Source organism: Enterobacter sp. AN-K1, from assembly GCF_020971765.1.
Lineage (GTDB): Bacteria > Pseudomonadota > Gammaproteobacteria > Enterobacterales > Enterobacteriaceae > Enterobacter > Enterobacter hormaechei_C.
This window is the reverse complement of record NZ_CP087390.1, coordinates 383,280-399,625: the sequence shown is the minus strand read 5'-3', so window position 1 is coordinate 399,625 and position 16,346 is coordinate 383,280. Positions and strand designations below refer to the sequence as shown.

19 protein-coding genes and 3 tRNA genes are annotated in these 16,346 nt (G+C 52.1%); 14 read left to right on the top strand and 8 right to left on the bottom strand.

Going from position 1 to position 16,346, the window contains the following annotated elements; genetic code table 11:
* Positions 1-80: 80 nt before the first annotated feature.
* The 8 genes from LOC22_RS02020 to sdiA all read left to right on the top strand — a co-directional run bounded on the left by LOC22_RS02020 (position 81) and on the right by sdiA (position 7,569).
* Positions 81-1,718, top strand: coding sequence for a FliC/FljB family flagellin (locus LOC22_RS02020; RefSeq protein WP_040117810.1), 1,638 nt, complete (start codon positions 81-83; stop codon positions 1,716-1,718).
* 163 nt (positions 1,719-1,881) lie between these two features.
* Positions 1,882-2,601: an RNA polymerase sigma factor FliA gene (locus tag LOC22_RS02015; protein ID WP_003859623.1), complete on the top strand. Its 720-nt coding sequence runs from the start codon at positions 1,882-1,884 to the stop codon at positions 2,599-2,601.
* Positions 2,602-2,655: 54 nt separating this feature from the next.
* Positions 2,656-3,207, top strand: coding sequence for a flagella biosynthesis regulatory protein FliZ (fliZ, locus tag LOC22_RS02010; protein ID WP_063136633.1), 552 nt, complete (start codon positions 2,656-2,658; stop codon positions 3,205-3,207).
* Positions 3,208-3,293: 86 nt separating this feature from the next.
* Positions 3,294-4,094 (top strand): cystine ABC transporter substrate-binding protein, encoded by an 801-nt coding sequence (gene tcyJ / locus LOC22_RS02005; RefSeq protein ID WP_003859627.1) that lies wholly within the window; start codon positions 3,294-3,296, stop codon positions 4,092-4,094.
* A 103-nt stretch (positions 4,095-4,197) separates the two neighbouring features.
* Complete coding sequence (gene dcyD / locus LOC22_RS02000; RefSeq protein ID WP_017693220.1) at positions 4,198-5,184, top strand: D-cysteine desulfhydrase; 987 nt, start codon at positions 4,198-4,200, stop codon at positions 5,182-5,184.
* A 21-nt stretch (positions 5,185-5,205) separates the two neighbouring features.
* On the top strand, positions 5,206-5,874 hold the full coding sequence (tcyL, locus tag LOC22_RS01995; protein ID WP_003859632.1) for a cystine ABC transporter permease: 669 nt from the start codon (positions 5,206-5,208) through the stop codon (positions 5,872-5,874).
* Positions 5,871-6,623 (top strand): L-cystine ABC transporter ATP-binding protein TcyN, encoded by a 753-nt coding sequence (tcyN, locus tag LOC22_RS01990; RefSeq protein WP_003859634.1) that lies wholly within the window; start codon positions 5,871-5,873, stop codon positions 6,621-6,623. Before tcyL ends, tcyN begins: the two co-directional genes overlap by 4 nt.
* A gap of 223 nt (positions 6,624-6,846) precedes the next feature.
* Positions 6,847-7,569, top strand: coding sequence for a transcriptional regulator SdiA (gene sdiA, locus LOC22_RS01985; RefSeq protein ID WP_045333304.1), 723 nt, complete (start codon positions 6,847-6,849; stop codon positions 7,567-7,569).
* 64 nt (positions 7,570-7,633) lie between these two features.
* Here sdiA and LOC22_RS01980 read toward each other — a convergent pair whose 3' ends face one another.
* On the bottom strand, positions 7,634-7,858 hold the full coding sequence (locus LOC22_RS01980; protein ID WP_003859644.1) for a DUF2594 family protein: 225 nt from the start codon (positions 7,856-7,858) through the stop codon (positions 7,634-7,636).
* 464 nt (positions 7,859-8,322) lie between these two features.
* Between LOC22_RS01980 and uvrY the strand changes: the two genes are divergently transcribed.
* The 6 genes from uvrY (at position 8,323) to LOC22_RS01950 (ending at position 11,875) form a co-directional block, all read left to right on the top strand.
* Positions 8,323-8,979, top strand: a complete 657-nt coding sequence (gene uvrY, locus LOC22_RS01975; protein ID WP_017384478.1) for a UvrY/SirA/GacA family response regulator transcription factor — start codon at positions 8,323-8,325, stop codon at positions 8,977-8,979.
* The gene (uvrC, locus tag LOC22_RS01970; protein ID WP_017384477.1) at positions 8,976-10,808 is read left to right on the top strand and encodes an excinuclease ABC subunit UvrC; all 1,833 of its coding nucleotides are present in this window, start codon (positions 8,976-8,978) and stop codon (positions 10,806-10,808) included. Before uvrY ends, uvrC begins: the two co-directional genes overlap by 4 nt.
* A gap of 56 nt (positions 10,809-10,864) precedes the next feature.
* On the top strand, positions 10,865-11,413 hold the full coding sequence (pgsA, locus tag LOC22_RS01965; RefSeq protein WP_003859652.1) for a CDP-diacylglycerol--glycerol-3-phosphate 3-phosphatidyltransferase: 549 nt from the start codon (positions 10,865-10,867) through the stop codon (positions 11,411-11,413).
* A 163-nt stretch (positions 11,414-11,576) separates the two neighbouring features.
* Positions 11,577-11,652, top strand: a tRNA-Gly gene (locus LOC22_RS01960).
* A 51-nt stretch (positions 11,653-11,703) separates the two neighbouring features.
* Positions 11,704-11,777 (top strand) — tRNA-Cys (locus tag LOC22_RS01955).
* Positions 11,778-11,788: 11 nt separating this feature from the next.
* Positions 11,789-11,875: transfer RNA gene (locus LOC22_RS01950), tRNA-Leu, on the top strand.
* 126 nt (positions 11,876-12,001) lie between these two features.
* On the opposite strand, the gene LOC22_RS01945 is transcribed toward LOC22_RS01950, so the two are convergent.
* From LOC22_RS01945 to LOC22_RS01915, 7 genes are read right to left on the bottom strand one after another with little or no spacing between them, the layout of a single operon-like run.
* Positions 12,002-13,012, bottom strand: a complete 1,011-nt coding sequence (locus tag LOC22_RS01945; protein ID WP_100397595.1) for a phage integrase central domain-containing protein — start codon at positions 13,010-13,012, stop codon at positions 12,002-12,004.
* Positions 13,012-13,239, bottom strand: a complete 228-nt coding sequence (locus LOC22_RS01940) for a DUF4224 domain-containing protein (RefSeq protein WP_230239311.1) — start codon at positions 13,237-13,239, stop codon at positions 13,012-13,014. Before LOC22_RS01940 ends, LOC22_RS01945 begins: the two co-directional genes overlap by 1 nt.
* A gap of 36 nt (positions 13,240-13,275) precedes the next feature.
* The gene (locus LOC22_RS01935) at positions 13,276-13,545 is read right to left on the bottom strand and encodes a hypothetical protein (RefSeq protein WP_180252143.1); all 270 of its coding nucleotides are present in this window, start codon (positions 13,543-13,545) and stop codon (positions 13,276-13,278) included.
* On the bottom strand, positions 13,542-14,378 hold the full coding sequence (locus LOC22_RS01930) for a DNA adenine methylase (protein ID WP_154051606.1): 837 nt from the start codon (positions 14,376-14,378) through the stop codon (positions 13,542-13,544). Before LOC22_RS01930 ends, LOC22_RS01935 begins: the two co-directional genes overlap by 4 nt.
* Positions 14,375-14,950 (bottom strand): ead/Ea22-like family protein, encoded by a 576-nt coding sequence (locus tag LOC22_RS01925; RefSeq protein ID WP_413464785.1) that lies wholly within the window; start codon positions 14,948-14,950, stop codon positions 14,375-14,377. The genes LOC22_RS01930 and LOC22_RS01925 overlap by 4 nt, the downstream gene beginning before the upstream one ends.
* Entirely contained in the window at positions 14,937-15,959 is a 1,023-nt protein-coding gene (locus tag LOC22_RS01920; RefSeq protein WP_230239310.1) for a chromosome partitioning protein ParB, read from the bottom strand. Before LOC22_RS01920 ends, LOC22_RS01925 begins: the two co-directional genes overlap by 14 nt.
* Positions 15,959-16,318, bottom strand: a complete 360-nt coding sequence (locus LOC22_RS01915; RefSeq protein ID WP_230239309.1) for a hypothetical protein — start codon at positions 16,316-16,318, stop codon at positions 15,959-15,961. The genes LOC22_RS01920 and LOC22_RS01915 overlap by 1 nt, the downstream gene beginning before the upstream one ends.
* Between the last annotated feature and the right edge of the window lie 28 nt (positions 16,319-16,346).

The following is a 16,346-nucleotide window of genomic DNA, read 5'->3' as shown; positions in this document are numbered from 1 at the left end:
ACACCTTTGACGGCGATGAAGCCGAAGGGTGGAAACCCAAATCTAATCCACAGATTTGATGAACAACAGGAAACGAAATCATGGCACAAGTCATTAATACCAACAGCCTCTCGCTGATCACTCAGAACAACATCAACAAGAACCAGTCTTCAATGTCTACTGCCATTGAGCGTCTGTCATCCGGTCTGCGTATCAACAGCGCAAAAGATGACGCTGCTGGCCAGGCGATTGCTAACCGCTTCACCTCTAACATCAAAGGTCTGACCCAGGCTGCACGTAACGCCAACGACGGTATCTCCGTTGCGCAGACCACTGAAGGCGCACTGTCTGAGATTAACAACAACTTACAGCGTATCCGTGAGCTGACCGTTCAGTCCTCTACTGGTACTAACTCCCAGTCTGACCTGGACTCTATCCAGGACGAAATCAAATCCCGTCTGGATGAAATTGACCGCGTATCCGGTCAGACCCAGTTCAACGGCGTGAACGTGCTGGCAAAAGACGGCTCCATGAAAATTCAGGTTGGCGCGAACGATGGCCAGACCATCACCATCGACCTGAAACAAATCGACTCTAATACTCTGAAACTGTCCGGCTTTAACGTTAACGGTAAAGGTGGCGTAGCCAACGCAGTTGCAACTGCAGCCGATATGACCGCTGCTGGCTTTACCCTGGCTGGTAATACGTACACAGGTTCTGCAGGATTTAAAGCTGCATCTTCTGCAGATGTATTAGGTAGCCTGGCAAATGGTGACACTGTCCTCAGTGTTGGCACTGTTGCTGATGGTCTCTCAGGAGCAGCAAATACCTACACCTACGATAAAGCAAACGACAAGTTTACTTTCGGTGTAACAGGCGCTACCTCTGCTCAGGTTCTGAGCTACCTGAACCCAGCTGCGGGCGACACTACCTCAGCTACCGTTACTATCGGTACAACTAAACAAGACGTCATCATTGCTAAAGACGGTACTTTAACCGCTAAAGATGATGGTGCTGCTCTGTATCTGGATACTACCGGCAACCTGACCAAAAACAGCGCGGGTACCCCACCTGTTGCAACACTGGCTGGTCTGCAGGCTAACGGCGGTGGTACTGCGATTGCTTCTTCTATTACCACAGCATCTGGCGAAACCCTGACTCTGACAGGCGGTACGGCTGGTACTATCGATGTTGCTAATGCCTCTATCAGCGCTGACAAACTGCAGAGCGGTGCTGCTGCAGGTTATACAACATCTACCGGCTATGCCGTTGACAACGCCGGTGCGGTTAAAAGCGGTGCTGCGGATGTGTATGTTGATAACAACGCTGCATTAACCACCACAAATACAGCTACTTATTTTGTTCAGACTGATGGCTCTATCACCAATGGTTCTGGCAAGGTTGCGCACAAAGATGCGAATGGTAAGATCACCACTGACGCTCAGACTGCTACTACTGCCACTACTGACCCACTGAAAGCCTTGGACGACGCTATCAGCTCCATCGATAAATTCCGTTCTTCTCTGGGTGCGGTACAGAACCGTCTGAGCTCTGCCGTAACCAACCTGAACAACACCACTACCAACCTGTCTGAAGCGCAGTCCCGTATCCAGGACGCCGACTATGCGACCGAAGTGTCAAATATGTCTAAAGCGCAGATCATTCAGCAAGCCGGTAACTCCGTGTTGGCTAAAGCTAACCAGGTTCCTCAGCAGGTTCTGTCTCTGCTGCAAGGCTAATCGCCTGATTACGCTCAAACCCCGCTTCGGCGGGGTTTTTTCTGTCCACGTACATACGTAACCCCCCAAATAACCCCTCATTTCACCCACTATTCACCCGATTAAAACCCCTCCAGAATCGGATAATCATGCCGATAACTCAACTAACGCAGGGCTGTTTATCGTGAATTCACTCTATACCGCTGAAGGTGTAATGGATAAACACTCGCTGTGGCAGCGTTATGTTCCGCTGGTGCGTCACGAAGCATTGCGCCTCCAGGTGCGTTTGCCGGCGAGCGTGGAACTGGACGATCTGCTACAGGCGGGCGGTATCGGGTTATTGAATGCAGTTGACCGGTACGACGCTCTGCAAGGAACGGCATTTACGACTTACGCAGTGCAGCGTATTCGTGGTGCGATGCTGGACGAGCTGCGCAGCCGCGACTGGGTGCCGCGCAGCGTTCGCCGCAACGCGCGCGAAGTGGCGCATGCGATGGGGCAGCTGGAACAGGAGCTGGGGCGCAACGCGACGGAAACCGAAGTAGCGGAGCGTCTGGGCATTCCTGTTGAAGAGTATCGCCAGATGTTGCTCGATACCAATAACAGCCAACTCTTCTCTTATGATGAGTGGCGCGAAGAGCATGGCGATAGCATCGAGCTGGTGACCGATGAACACCAGCAAGAAAACCCGTTACACCATTTACTGGAAGGGAATTTACGCCAGCGCGTGATGGAAGCGATTGAAGCTTTACCGGAACGTGAGCAACTGGTGTTAACCCTCTATTACCAGGAAGAGCTCAATCTCAAAGAGATTGGCGCCGTGCTGGAGGTGGGCGAGTCACGGGTGAGCCAGCTGCACAGCCAGGCCATTAAACGCCTGCGCACAAAACTGGGTAAGTTATAGGTGAGTCATTCGCCTTGGAAATGCCGCACAACGTATTGACAACCAGGAGTTATCATGACGGTGCAGCAATCTAAAAGACGGCCTTTAAGCCGCTACCTGAAAGACTTTAAACACAGCCAGACGCATTGCGCCCACTGTAAAAAATTACTCGACCGCATCACGCTGGTTCGTCGCGGTGAAATCGTGAACAAGATTGCGATTTCCCGCCTCGACACGCTGATGGATGAAGCCGCCTGGCTTGAAGAGCAAAAAGAGTGGGTAGCGCTTTGCCGTTTCTGTGGCGATCTCCATTGCAAAGAGCAAAGCGACTTCTTCGATATTATCGGCTTCAAGCAATTCCTGTTTGAACAAACGGAGATGAGTCACGGCACCGTGCGTGAATACGTGGTTCGCCTGCGCCGCCTGGGTCAGCATTTGACCATGCAAAATATCTCCCGCGATCTGCTGACGACCGGATACCTGGATGAAAATCTGGAACCCTGGCTGCCCGCCACCAGTACCAATAATTACCGCATCGCGCTGCGAAAGTACGCGCAATATAAAGTCCATATGCCGGGCGTCATAAAGCAGAAAGTCCGCGCCGGAACAACTTCTGATATATATTAAAAAAGAATAAGATGTAGCGCAGCCGCCTTTGACGTTGCAGGCGATTTCTCTACACTACTCAAAAATTCCACTGTATCGGGGTACTTATGAAATTAGCACTTCTGGGTCGTCAGGCGCTGATGGGGATGATGGCCGTTGCGCTGGTCGCGGGGATGAGCGTGAAAACGTTCGCGGCAGAGAATCTGCTCAACAAAGTTAAAGAGCGCGGCACGCTGCTGGTTGGGCTGGAAGGAACCTATCCTCCGTTCAGCTTCCAGGGCGACGACGGTAAACTGACCGGTTTTGAAGTGGAGTTTGCGCAGGAGCTGGCAAAACACCTCGGCGTTAAAGCCTCCCTGAAACCCACCAAATGGGACGGGATGCTGGCGTCACTGGATTCCAAACGTATTGACGTGGTGATTAACCAGGTAACCATTTCTGACGAGCGTAAGAAGAAGTATGACTTCTCCACGCCGTACACCGTGTCCGGTATTCAGGCGCTGGTGAAGAAAGGTAACGAAGGCAGTATCAAATCCGCAGCGGATCTGAAAGGTAAGAAAGTCGGCGTCGGTCTGGGCACCAACTACGAAGAGTGGCTGCGCCAGAACGTGCAGGGCGTGGACATCCGTACCTACGATGATGACCCGACGAAATACCAGGATCTACGCGTAGGCCGTATTGACGCCATTCTGGTTGACCGCCTGGCAGCGCTGGATCTGGTGAAGAAAACCAACAATACCCTGGCTGTCGCGGGTGATGCGTTCTCCCGTCAGGAGTCCGGCGTGGCGGTGCGTAAAGGTAACGAGGATCTGCTGAAAGCCATCGACGGCGCCATTGCTGAGATGCAGAAAGACGGCAGCCTGAAGGCGCTTTCTGAGAAGTGGTTCGGCGCTGACGTGACGAAATAAGTCTTTGACTGACAAAAAAAGGCGCTTTTAAAAGCGCCTTTTTTATTTCTCGCGCGTCTGCGTGCATAATGAAATAACAATTGTTTGCGTGACCGGAGGAACCATGTCACTACAGAATTTAACGCGCTTTCCCCGTCTGGAATTTATCGGCGCACCCACGCCGCTGGAGTATCTGCCGCGATTTTCTGACTACCTGGGGCGCGATATTTTCATTAAGCGTGACGATGTGACGCCCATGGCGATGGGCGGAAATAAGCTGCGCAAGCTGGAATTTCTCGCCGCCGATGCCCTGCGCGAAGGCGCGGACACGCTGATCACCGCCGGGGCAATTCAGTCTAACCACGTTCGCCAGACGGCGGCAGTGGCGGCAAAGCTGGGACTCCACTGCGTTGCCCTGCTGGAGAACCCGATCGGGACGCAGGCAGAGAATTACCTGACTAACGGTAACCGTTTGCTGCTGGATCTGTTCAACGTGCAGGTTGAAATGGTCGACGCGTTGACCGACCCGGCTGCACAGCTCGACGAGCTGGCGACGCGTCTGGAAGCGCAGGGTTTTCGTCCGTACGTGATCCCGGTTGGCGGCTCGAATGCGCTGGGTGCCCTCGGCTATGTTGAGAGCGCGCTGGAAATCGCTCAGCAGTGCGAAGGCGCGGTGAGTTTATCCTCGGTGGTGGTGGCGTCCGGCAGTGCGGGAACCCATGCCGGTTTAGCGGTCGGGCTTGAGCAACTGATGCCGGAGGTCGAGCTGATTGGCGTGACGGTTTCCAGAAGCGTTGCAGACCAGAAGCCGAAAGTCGTAACCCTGCAACAGGCGGTGGCTGAACAGCTTGCGCTTCAGGCGAAGGCGGAGATACTGCTGTGGGATGACTATTTCGCGCCGGGCTATGGCACCCCCAATGATGAAGGGATGGAGGCCGTTAAGCTGCTGGCCCGTCTCGAAGGTATTCTGCTCGACCCGGTCTATACCGGCAAGGCAATGGCGGGCCTGATCGACGGCATCGCCCGCAAGCGCTTTAAGGATGAAGGACCCATTTTGTTTGTTCATACTGGCGGGGCGCCTGCGCTGTTTGCCTATCATCCTCATGTCTAAAAATCAGGTAGAAAAATAATAATGCAAGAAAGTATTCAACTGGTTATTGATTCGCTGCCGTTCTTGCTTAAGGGCGCGGTGTTTACTTTACAGCTCAGTATCGGCGGGATGTTCTTCGGGCTGGTGCTCGGGTTTGTGCTGGCACTGATGCGCATGTCGAACATCTGGCCGGTGCGGTGGCTGGCGCGGTTTTACATCTCCGTGTTCCGCGGAACGCCGCTTATCGCCCAGCTGTTTATGATTTACTACGGGCTGCCACAGTTTGGTATTGAGCTGGATCCGATCCCGGCGGCGATGATTGGCCTGTCGCTGAATACCGCGGCGTACACCTCTGAAACGCTGCGTGCGGCGATCTCCTCCATCGATAAAGGACAGTGGGAAGCGGCGGCCAGTATCGGGATGACCCCGTGGCAGACGCTGCGCCGGGCGATCCTGCCCCAGGCGGCGCGCGTGGCGCTGCCGCCGCTGAGCAACAGCTTTATCAGCCTGGTGAAAGACACCTCGCTTGCGGCGACCATTCAGGTGCCGGAGCTGTTCCGTCAGGCGCAGCTGATCACCTCGCGCACGCTGGAAGTGTTTACCATGTATCTGGCGGCCTCGCTGATTTACTGGGTGATGGCGACGGTACTGTCCGCTCTGCAAAACTATTTTGAAAACCAGCTTAACCGCCAGGAGCGTGATCCAAAATGAGTGCAATTGACGTCAAAAACCTGGTGAAAAAATTCCATGGACAAACGGTGCTGCATGGCATTGATCTTGAGGTTGAGCAGGGCGAAGTGGTAGCAATTATCGGCCCGAGCGGGTCAGGCAAAACCACGCTGCTGCGCAGCATCAATTTACTGGAGCAGCCCGAAGGCGGGACGATCCGCGTGGGTGATATCACCATTGATACCGGGAAACCCATCAGCCAGCAAAAAGGGCTGATTCGCCGCCTGCGCCAGCATGTCGGCTTCGTGTTCCAGAGCTTTAATCTCTTTCCGCACCGCACGGTGCTGGAAAACATTATTGAAGGGCCGGTCATCGTCAAGGGGGAACCTAAGGAAGACGCGACGGTCCGCGCCCGCGAGCTGCTGGCAAAGGTTGGGCTGGCAGGGAAGGAGACGAGCTATCCGCGTCGCTTATCTGGCGGGCAGCAGCAGCGTGTCGCTATTGCGCGCGCGCTGGCGATGCGCCCGGATGTGATCCTGTTTGACGAACCCACATCCGCGCTCGATCCTGAGCTGGTCGGGGAAGTACTGAACACGATCCGACAGCTGGCGCAGGAGAAACGCACGATGGTGATTGTGACGCATGAAATGAGCTTCGCTCGCGACGTTGCCGATCGGGCTATTTTCATGGATCAGGGGAGAATAGTTGAGCAGGGGCCAGCTAAAGCGCTGTTTGCCAATCCGCAGCAGCCCCGTACCCGTCAGTTCCTTGAAAAATTCTTAATGCAGTAGCATTTTAGCGTTCAATTTGCTCCAGATGCCGCTTCTGGAGCAAATTATCCTCCCTTAAACTCCGTTCTGTTGCTTTTTTATTCCGCCTGATGTGGATAAGCCATCGCCAAATTAAAGATAATCTGCCTGTGGCCGATATTTTATATAAATAATCATGCTTTATGTGTTAGGTTATATTCACCATAATAATGATTATCTTTATCAGAGGCTTCATTCAGTAAGTATGAGGGATATAGACTTTTTCACCTGGCGACGGGAATGCTTCCTCCGGTTTCAGGAAATGACCTGTGCCGAAGAGGTATATCAGGAACTTCAGCGACAAACGCAGGCGCTTGAATTCGATTATTATGCGCTTTGTGTTCGACACCCTGTGCCATTTACCCGCCCGCGAACCTCCGTCCATTCCAGTTATCCGCAACAATGGATGGCGCAATATCAGTCCGAGAATTATTTCGCCATTGACCCGGTGCTGAAGCCGGAGAATTTCATTCAGGGACATTTGCCCTGGACGGATGAATTATTCACGGATGCCCAGCAATTATGGGACGGCGCGCGGGACCACGGTTTACGCAAGGGAATAACGCAGTGTCTGATGATGCCAAATCATGCGCTCGGTTTCCTCTCCGTGTCATGTACCAGCTTACAGGCACACTCGATATCCAGTGAAGAAATTGAGCTGCGTTTACAAATGCTGGTCCAGATGGCGCTCACTACGCTGCTGCGCTTTGAACATGAGACGGTGATGCCGCCTGAAATGAAATTCAGCAAGCGTGAGCGGGAAATTCTGAAGTGGACCGCAGAAGGGAAGACGTCGGCAGAAATCGCCATCATTCTCTCCATCTCGGAAAATACCGTTAATTTCCATCAAAAGAATATGCAGAAGAAATTCAACGCACCGAATAAGATCCAGATAGCGTGTTATGCCGCGGCGACGGGGCTTATCTGACTGATATCACGTTCTGCGTGTCAGACGAGAAAACGGCTGAATGCTTTGCATCCAGCCGTTTTTGTTACTGGCGGTAGGCTTGTTTAATTTGCTTAACCGTATTGGCAAATACAGCGGATTCCGCCTGGTCTTCCATCTGCGCGATCTGTTTTTCCATTTTAATGATCACACGACCAGCATCAGCCTGGCCCATCGCCTGTAGCATAAGCGTCAGCAGCGACTTCAGGCAGTTTACTTCCTGTGCCAGTTCCTGGTTATTCTCGGCAGTGGCAAATTCAGGTGTGCTCATTTATTTTCCTCATTATAAAACAGCGCATGAGCGCGACGATGAAAGTTATGGCGGCGGAGTATACCACAAGCTACGGCAAAAAATGCAGTGGTTGTTTTTTATACTTATCGCGCAGTGATTATTGGGCGGCGCGGATTATGAAGGTACCCTGTCCAATATGTTAGCGACAATTAAATGTTTATCCCCGGTTCGCCATTCGTTAATTGTTGTTACAAAAAATCGCGCGCTCTTTTTCGTTTGAGTTAACAACTGTTTTAGTAACTTTTCGAATGTCGATGCTAAAAAATAGCGGTAAAAGCCCGGCGGGCAAGGGTTTTCTTTCCACTTACTGTACAGCTTAATTTCCAAAAACGAGACCAGAATCGAATAGCCGATTTTTTAGCGTTTTAAACTTGCATGGAAAACCGTTAATATAAACCCAATTAGCAGTCAGTAGCGTTATCCCTATTCTGGAGACATTTCCTTTGATCAACGTCCTTCTTGTTGATGACCACGAACTGGTGCGCGCAGGGATACGACGCATTCTTGAAGATATAAAGGGTATTAAAGTTGCCGGCGAGGCGTGCTGTGGCGAAGATGCCGTCAAATGGTGTCGCGCTAACTCCGCAGACGTGGTGCTGATGGATATGAACATGCCCGGTATTGGCGGGCTTGAAGCCACGCGCAAAATCGCGCGCATGTTCGTTGATACCAAAGTTATCATGCTGACCGTCCATACCGAAAATCCGCTGCCCGCCAGGGTTATGCAGGCGGGTGCTGCCGGGTATCTCAGTAAAGGCGCCGCGCCGCAGGAAGTCGTCAATGCTATTCGCACCGTACACGCCGGGCAGCGCTACATTGCTTCTGATATTGCTCAACAGATGGCTCTGAGTCAGATTGAACCGGAAAAAACGGAATCTCCGTTTGCCAGTTTGTCTGAGCGCGAATTGCAGATTATGCTGATGATCACTAAAGGTCAGAAGGTGAATGAGATCTCAGAGCAGCTGAATCTCAGCCCGAAAACGGTCAACAGCTATCGCTATCGAATGTTCAGTAAACTGAACATTCACGGTGATGTCGAACTGACTCACCTGGCCATTCGCCATGGTTTGTGCAATGCGGAGTCGTTAATAAGTCAGTGAGTGAAGCGTTCGATTCAAAAGCATTTCTGAAAACCGTCACCAGCCAGCCAGGCGTCTACCGTATGTACGATGCTGGCGGTACGGTTATCTATGTCGGTAAGGCGAAAGATCTGAAGAAACGCCTTTCCAGCTATTTCCGCAGCAACCTTGCCTCCCGTAAAACCGAAGCGCTGGTCGCACTTATACACAACATTGATGTCACCGTAACGCATACGGAAACGGAAGCGCTGCTCCTTGAGCACAACTACATTAAGTTGTATCAGCCGCGCTACAACGTTCTGCTGCGCGATGACAAATCCTATCCGTTTATCTTCCTGAGCGGCGACACGCACCCGCGGCTGGCGATGCATCGTGGCGCTAAGCATGCGAAAGGTGAATATTTCGGCCCGTTCCCGAACGGTTATGCCGTGCGGGAAACGCTGGCGCTTTTGCAAAAAATCTTTCCTGTTCGCCAGTGCGAAAATAGCGTTTATCGCAACCGCTCCCGGCCATGCCTGCAATATCAGATTGGCCGCTGCCTGGGGCCGTGCGTTGAAGGGCTGGTGAGCGAAGAAGAATACGCGCAGCAGGTGGAATATGTCCGCCTGTTTTTAGCCGGGAAAGACGATCAGGTGCTGACGCAACTGATTGCCCGTATGGAAAAAGCCAGTGCGGCGCTGGAATTTGAGGAGGCCGCACGCATCCGCGACCAGATTCAGGCGGTGCGCAGGGTGACCGAGAAGCAGTTTGTTTCCAATACGGGCGACGACCTCGATGTTATCGGCGTAGCCTTTGACGCCGGTCTGGCCTGCGTTCATGTGCTTTTTATTCGTCAGGGCAAAGTGCTCGGCAGCCGCAGCTACTTCCCGAAAGTGCCGGGCGGCACTGAGCTGGGTGAAGTGGTGGAGACTTTTGTCGGCCAGTTTTATTTGCAGGGCAGCCAGATGCGTACGCTGCCCTCGGAGATCCTGCTCGACTTCACGCTCGACGATAAAACCCTGCTGGCGGAGTCGCTTTCAGAGCTGGCAGGCCGCCGGGTGAATGTTCAGACGAAACCGCGCGGCGATCGCGCGCGCTATCTGAAGCTGGCGCGAACCAATGCCGCCACGGCGCTGACCACTAAACTTTCCCAGCAGTCGACTGTCAGCCAGCGTTTAACCGCGCTTGCTACGCTGCTCAAGCTGCCGGAAGTGAAACGCATGGAATGCTTCGACATCAGCCATACGATGGGTGAGCAGACCGTGGCGTCGTGTGTGGTCTTTGATGCCAACGGTCCGCTGCGGGCAGAGTATCGTCGCTATAACATCACCGGCATTACGCCTGGTGACGATTATGCCGCCATGAACCAGGTGCTGCGTCGTCGCTATGGTAAAGCGATTGAAGAGAGCAAAATCCCGGACGTTATCCTTATCGACGGCGGGAAAGGGCAGTTGGGGCAGGCGAAGGCGGTATTTGAATCTCTCGACGTGGAGTGGGATAAAAACCATCCGCTGCTGCTGGGGGTAGCGAAAGGGGCAGATCGTAAGGCTGGCCTGGAAACGCTGTTCTTTGAGCCGGAAGGCGAGGGCTTTAGCCTGCCGCCAGATTCCCCTGCGCTGCATGTGATCCAGCATATCCGCGATGAGTCGCACGATCATGCCATCAGCGGGCACCGTAAAAAACGGGCGAAAGTGAAAAATACCAGTACCCTTGAGACGATTGAAGGCGTCGGGCCAAAACGTCGCCAGATGCTGTTGAAGTATATGGGCGGATTGCAAGGATTACTCAACGCCAGTATGGAAGAAATTGCAAAAGTGCCGGGTATTTCGCAAGGGCTGGCAGAAAAGATCTACTACTCGTTGAAACATTGAGGGCTCTGTAGCAACATAGAGCTAAATTTTACTGACAACAGACAGTTACCGTCATCATGCGATTTAATATCCCTACGTTGCTCACTCTCTTTCGCGTTGTGCTCATTCCGTTCTTCGTCCTGGCATTTTACCTGCCGGTCGTCTGGGCGCCTTTTGCCTGTGCGCTGATTTTCCTGATCGCTGCCGTTACGGACTGGTTTGATGGTTATCTGGCGCGTCGCTGGAACCAGAGTACCCGCTTTGGCGCGTTCCTCGATCCGGTTGCGGATAAGGTGATGGTGGCAATCGCGATGGTGCTGGTGGCGGAACATTATCATACCTGGTGGGTAACGCTGCCTGCCGCGACCATGATTGGCCGTGAGATTATTATCTCTGCGCTGCGCGAGTGGATGGCGGAGCTGGGTAAACGCAGCAGCGTGGCGGTGTCCTGGATCGGTAAAGTCAAAACCACCGCACAGATGGCGGCGCTGGTATGGATGCTGTGGCGTCCCAATGCCTGGGTAGAGTGGGCTGGAATTGGTCTGCTGTGGGTTGCGGCGGTGCTGACGCTGTGGTCAATGCTGCAATATTTGAACGCTGCGCGCGGTGATTTGCTTGAACAGTGATCGTTTCGGCTTAATTTTCAGCAAACGATCCTGAGATGCAAAAAATAACGTTGACTCATAACGTCATATCAGTAGAATGCAACGCATCGAACGGCGGCACAGTTAGCCGGACGACAATGAAATCAAGTGGTTAGGAAGTAGTTAAATAGTTACTTGATGACATGCGGGAATAGCTCAGTTGGTAGAGCACGACCTTGCCAAGGTCGGGGTCGCGAGTTCGAGTCTCGTTTCCCGCTCCAGATTAGTGCATCGGCAGTTTGCGGGTGCAGGTCGAAAGACAACAGATTTAAGGCGCGTTAGCAAAGCGGTTATGTAGCGGATTGCAAATCCGTCTAGTCCGGTTCGACTCCGGAACGCGCCTCCACTTTCTTCCCTGGCCGGATGGTGGAATCGGTAGACACAAGGGATTTAAAATCCCTCGGCGTTCGCGCTGTGTGGGTTCAAGTCCCACTCCGGCTACCATGGGAAAACTAGAATAAAATCAATGATAAGCAGTGTCGTGTAAACCACCGAAAGGTGGTTTTTTATTGCCTAATTTTCGCCATTCGCCATTCTTTCGCCATTCGGCTTCACCACAAAAAGAGGGCATTACTGCCCCCCGACTACCGGAACTATAGGAATTTTTCTATCATAACGTGCTGTCTGTGACGCGTTTTTATGACCAGCGATTCCCTGTTTTTCGTTAAGCGTGCCTTCCAGATCCGATATCCCTTTTGCTTTTAAATCGTGGAAAGTGAATTTGAAGTCAAGCTCAGGAAATTTTTCTGAGGCAATGGCTTTCGCTTTTCCCCACTGTGCATTAAAGGCATCTCTTGTGTATCTTAAACCTGAGGGCTGGTGGATCAGGTATATACTAACCATTCCTGTATTTAGCGGGAGAGATTCAGCAAGTCTGACTGCTTTATCAAGCCGCTCCGTCCATGCCTTAATTTGAGGAACGGCTGTCTTGCTCTGCTGAATCATGATGCCTTCATTGAGAATCTGGCTTTTCTTCAGGTCCAATATATCCCCTTGTCTGGCACAACATAAATAAGCAAGCTCCATAGCTACCTTCACGGGTGTGCCAGCAACACTTAATAAAGCCTCGTATTCCTTATCGGTGACATAGCGAGTTCTGGCTTTTTCCTTAAATTGCTTCACACCCTGACATGGATTCATCTTCACTTTTCCACGCTCATATGCCCACCTGAACACCCTCGATATAAAAGCTTTCTCTCGGTTCGCCTGAACCCTGCTTTTAACACCTCTCTTATCCATATACTTCCTGATATGCTCAGGCTTAATGTTGTCTGGCTTCATCTTCCCGAAAACAACATTTACTTTTGAACCATATTTTCTGTAGTCCTTTCTGGTTTCGGTGGCCAGTTCATGAAAGTCGCCCGAGTTAAAGAACTCTTCACAAAGTGCGTGGAAGTTGGAACCTGCCCTGATATCGTTGATGAAGTTTTCATAGGCAGCCCAGACCTGAGACTTAGTAAGATCGCGATTGCACAATCTCACAGTTCTGCCGTCTGGCGTTCTGAACTCATAGGCTGATTTGCCCCGGCGAACGCGGGGCGGCATCCAGTTATCTTCCGGGTTTTTGCGGATTCTAGGCATTACATGTCCTTAAAGTTTGGTTCTTCTTCCTCTGGATTGTTCACTACCAGCTTCAGGCAAGCCGGATTAGTTACATGATCCCATGTAGTTCCCGGCCTGCCGTCTTTTCGTGGTACAAAAAATACACCGCTTTCTTTCAGCGCTCTGCACTGAAGGGAGGGGCGGCGATAACCAGTAAGCTGATAGAGGTCATCAGGGGTAAGAAAACGTTGGCTTTGTCCGCTCATCGTATAGCTCTCCACTTAACCGGCTGCACCCGGTGCTTATTTCTGCAAATTATCTTTCATGCTCTTAATTGTTACCGTAAGCAGATCGATATCAGTAACCTTTCCGTGAATGATTTCAGCTATCCGCTCAACGATAGCGCGGTAGTTTGTTTGTTCGGCTTTACCATGGATCAGCGATGCAAGAGCAATCTTCATCGCCACAAGCGCATTGGCCGCATCTTCGTTTACTGCGCCGGGCATAGAATCGCGCTCTTCTTCAAGCTCCGCGATAGTCTTCAGGAGCCATTCTTTTAGAGTAGTGCTCATTGGGCGGCCTCCCGCTTCTGCTGTGCTGCCTGGTTAAGCCAGAGGCATTCTGTGCGCTGAACTGAACCAGCGAAGCCGTTGGCTGCCGTAGTTCGCGATACACGCTTCCATCCATCAAGTGCGTTGTTATAGAGGTCGCTGTTATATCCGCAAACAATTACCGCACCGCGTAACTCTTTCAGCGCGTTGAGAAGTTCCGTGTGTTCTTCATTGGTCATTTCGAACCGGTAAGCGCTGTTTTTTGCAGTCTCTACTCTGGTTTCATGCACGTAAGGTGGGTCAACAAAATGCAGGGTAGATGCTGTATCATGGTCACGCATACATTGAATGGCACTGCGATTCTCAATCAGTACCCCAGCAAAACGACTGGCCACTGCGGCGAGGTTATCAGGCTGTCGCGCCCAAATGCGTTGTGCGGTAGCACTATTACGCTTGGTATCCAGACGAAACCCCGTCTTACCCTTTGTTGCACCTGCGCTGCCGAATCCCATGGTTGCACGAACAATCAGGCGGCGGGCCTGCTCCACCCGGTTATCACTGTCTTCATACGCGCAATTAAACTCGTCGCGTGAGTATGGGGTAAGAGCGCAGGCCTCAATAAGTTGCTTTGCCGTTTCCGGATTTCTGAGTACACGGAAAAGGTTAACTACATCTCCGTCGAGGTCATTGTAAACCTCTGCTTCTGATGCCTGCTTTTTCAATAGCACTGACGCTCCGCCACCAAATGGCTCAACGTAGCATCGGTGTTCAGGGAAATGGCTGATGATCCAGCTTGCCAAGCGGAATTTACCGCCATGATAACGAATTGCTGGATGTTTGATACTTACGCTCATGACTGCACTCCTTTGCGAAGCTGGGCGGCGATGTCTTCGAGTACGCCATCAGCGAACGAGCGATCGAAATCGCCTTCGGGAGCATCAGCCATAAACTCTGTGGAGGTAAGGATCATCCTCGCAATGTCAGCTGCGTTCTTCGCCGTGTCATCAATAAACCCAGCCTCCCATGCAGCCAACATTCGGTTGGCAACAAAGTGAGCGCCTTCCTTGTGGGCTTGCGCCCGCATTTCAGCCAGCAAAGCGTCGGTCGCTGGTGTTTCGTCCAGCAAATCAGTCAACGCATCAAATTCGGAAGGCTCGACGACATATTTCAATTCGTCACCGTTAATCTCACACTCTTCTGATGTTTTGCTTATTGCGATGATTGCATTTTTCAGCCCCGCATTCTCCGCAGCCAGCGCAGCAGCTTCATTACGAACCTTACGCAGTTCCAGAACAGCTACCTGCACTGCATAAGCGAACATAGCAGCAGGGCGGTCACTCACCTTTTCACTGTCTCGTTGCATGTTGACAGCAATAGTCATCAGTTCTTCCAGCTGTTCGCCGGTCATTGGTTTATTGGCTGTCATGATTTTGCTCCTGCTGCAATTTGTGTTGCTTAACGAAGTGGGCCACTGCCTTCGACTGGCTGGTGACAATCCCATTAAGGATGACGTTCTTACCGCGATAGATTTGCGCTGTCCCGATCTCTGTACCTTCAAGTCTGACGTAAAGAGTTTTACCTTTGATCTCAGTTTCAGGGACTGGTTGTGACAGGCGGTAAGTTTCACGCGCTTCGGCAATCGCTTTATGTTCGTCCATAATCGACAGCGCCTCGGCCAGGGCAGCCCCTTCAAGAGTGAAGACACCTTCATCACTGATCGTGGCCTGAGCCATCAGCTCAACGAAACGGCGTGCGTTCTTTACGCTCAGCTCCGGCGCGATAGAGCTACGGGTGACTTTCGATTTACCCTGGGCAGCAGCTACAGCTTTATCATGTTGGAGAACTTTCCCGGCCTGTTCGCCATACTCCATAACGCGATCAACCGCGACATCGACTGACACCGCACCGGATTTAACTTCCTGCTGAACGTCATGGTTCGCCGTGCTGAGGAGCAGCAGCTTCTCGACGGTGGCCACAGACTTATTCACCAGTTTTGCTATCTCGCTGGTGGTCTGGTTAAAGGCGTTATGTAGCTCCTGAATAACAGCTGCCTGTTCCATATCGGATAGCGGGAGCTGGTTGTTACTGGTCATGATGCGCGCCAGGCGCTGAACATCGTTACCGTTGAACGGCATGATATGGATGCGGTCTACTGGCTTACCAGCTTCTGCACAGCGCGCATAGCAGCGACGCCGACGGTGGCCTTCAACAACCCACACTCCACCTTCATCACGGGCGATAACCTCCAGCGGGGGAACGGAGCCACCGTTCATCAGGTAGTTGAAGAGGTTATCATCTGCATGGCGGGTTCGTTCATCATCTTCGCGTTTGTTGAAACCTTCCCGCACATGGATTTGGTCAAGGCTGATGAACATCCCGGTATCTGTGCGCTTGATGGTCCCGTCACGGGTCATTTGCTTGAATGAGTTAGCCATCAGAGAGCCACCTCGTTATTTTGGGAAATGACGATGGGTGACAGCTCACGCAATTCTCGCTGGGCTTCCAGTAAATGCATATTGGTTCTGGTCTTCGTGAGACGTTCAACAATGCGGTCACACTCTTTGGCCCAGCTTGCGACATCTTCACGCAAGGTGACGTTCTGAACAGCCAGTTCCTTACGCTGAGCCATCGCTTCACAAAGCGCGACGCTGGTATAGTCCAGGCGGTTAGCCAGTTCGGACATAATTCCGCGATAAGCTGGCGGAAGAAGAGGGGAGGCCTTACGCGCTGCGTCGATCAGCTGCTCCATGGTCATACGTGGTGGTAACTCAGATACGTTTTCAGTTTTTTTCATGGTTAGTTTCTCCGTTATACATGCGCTC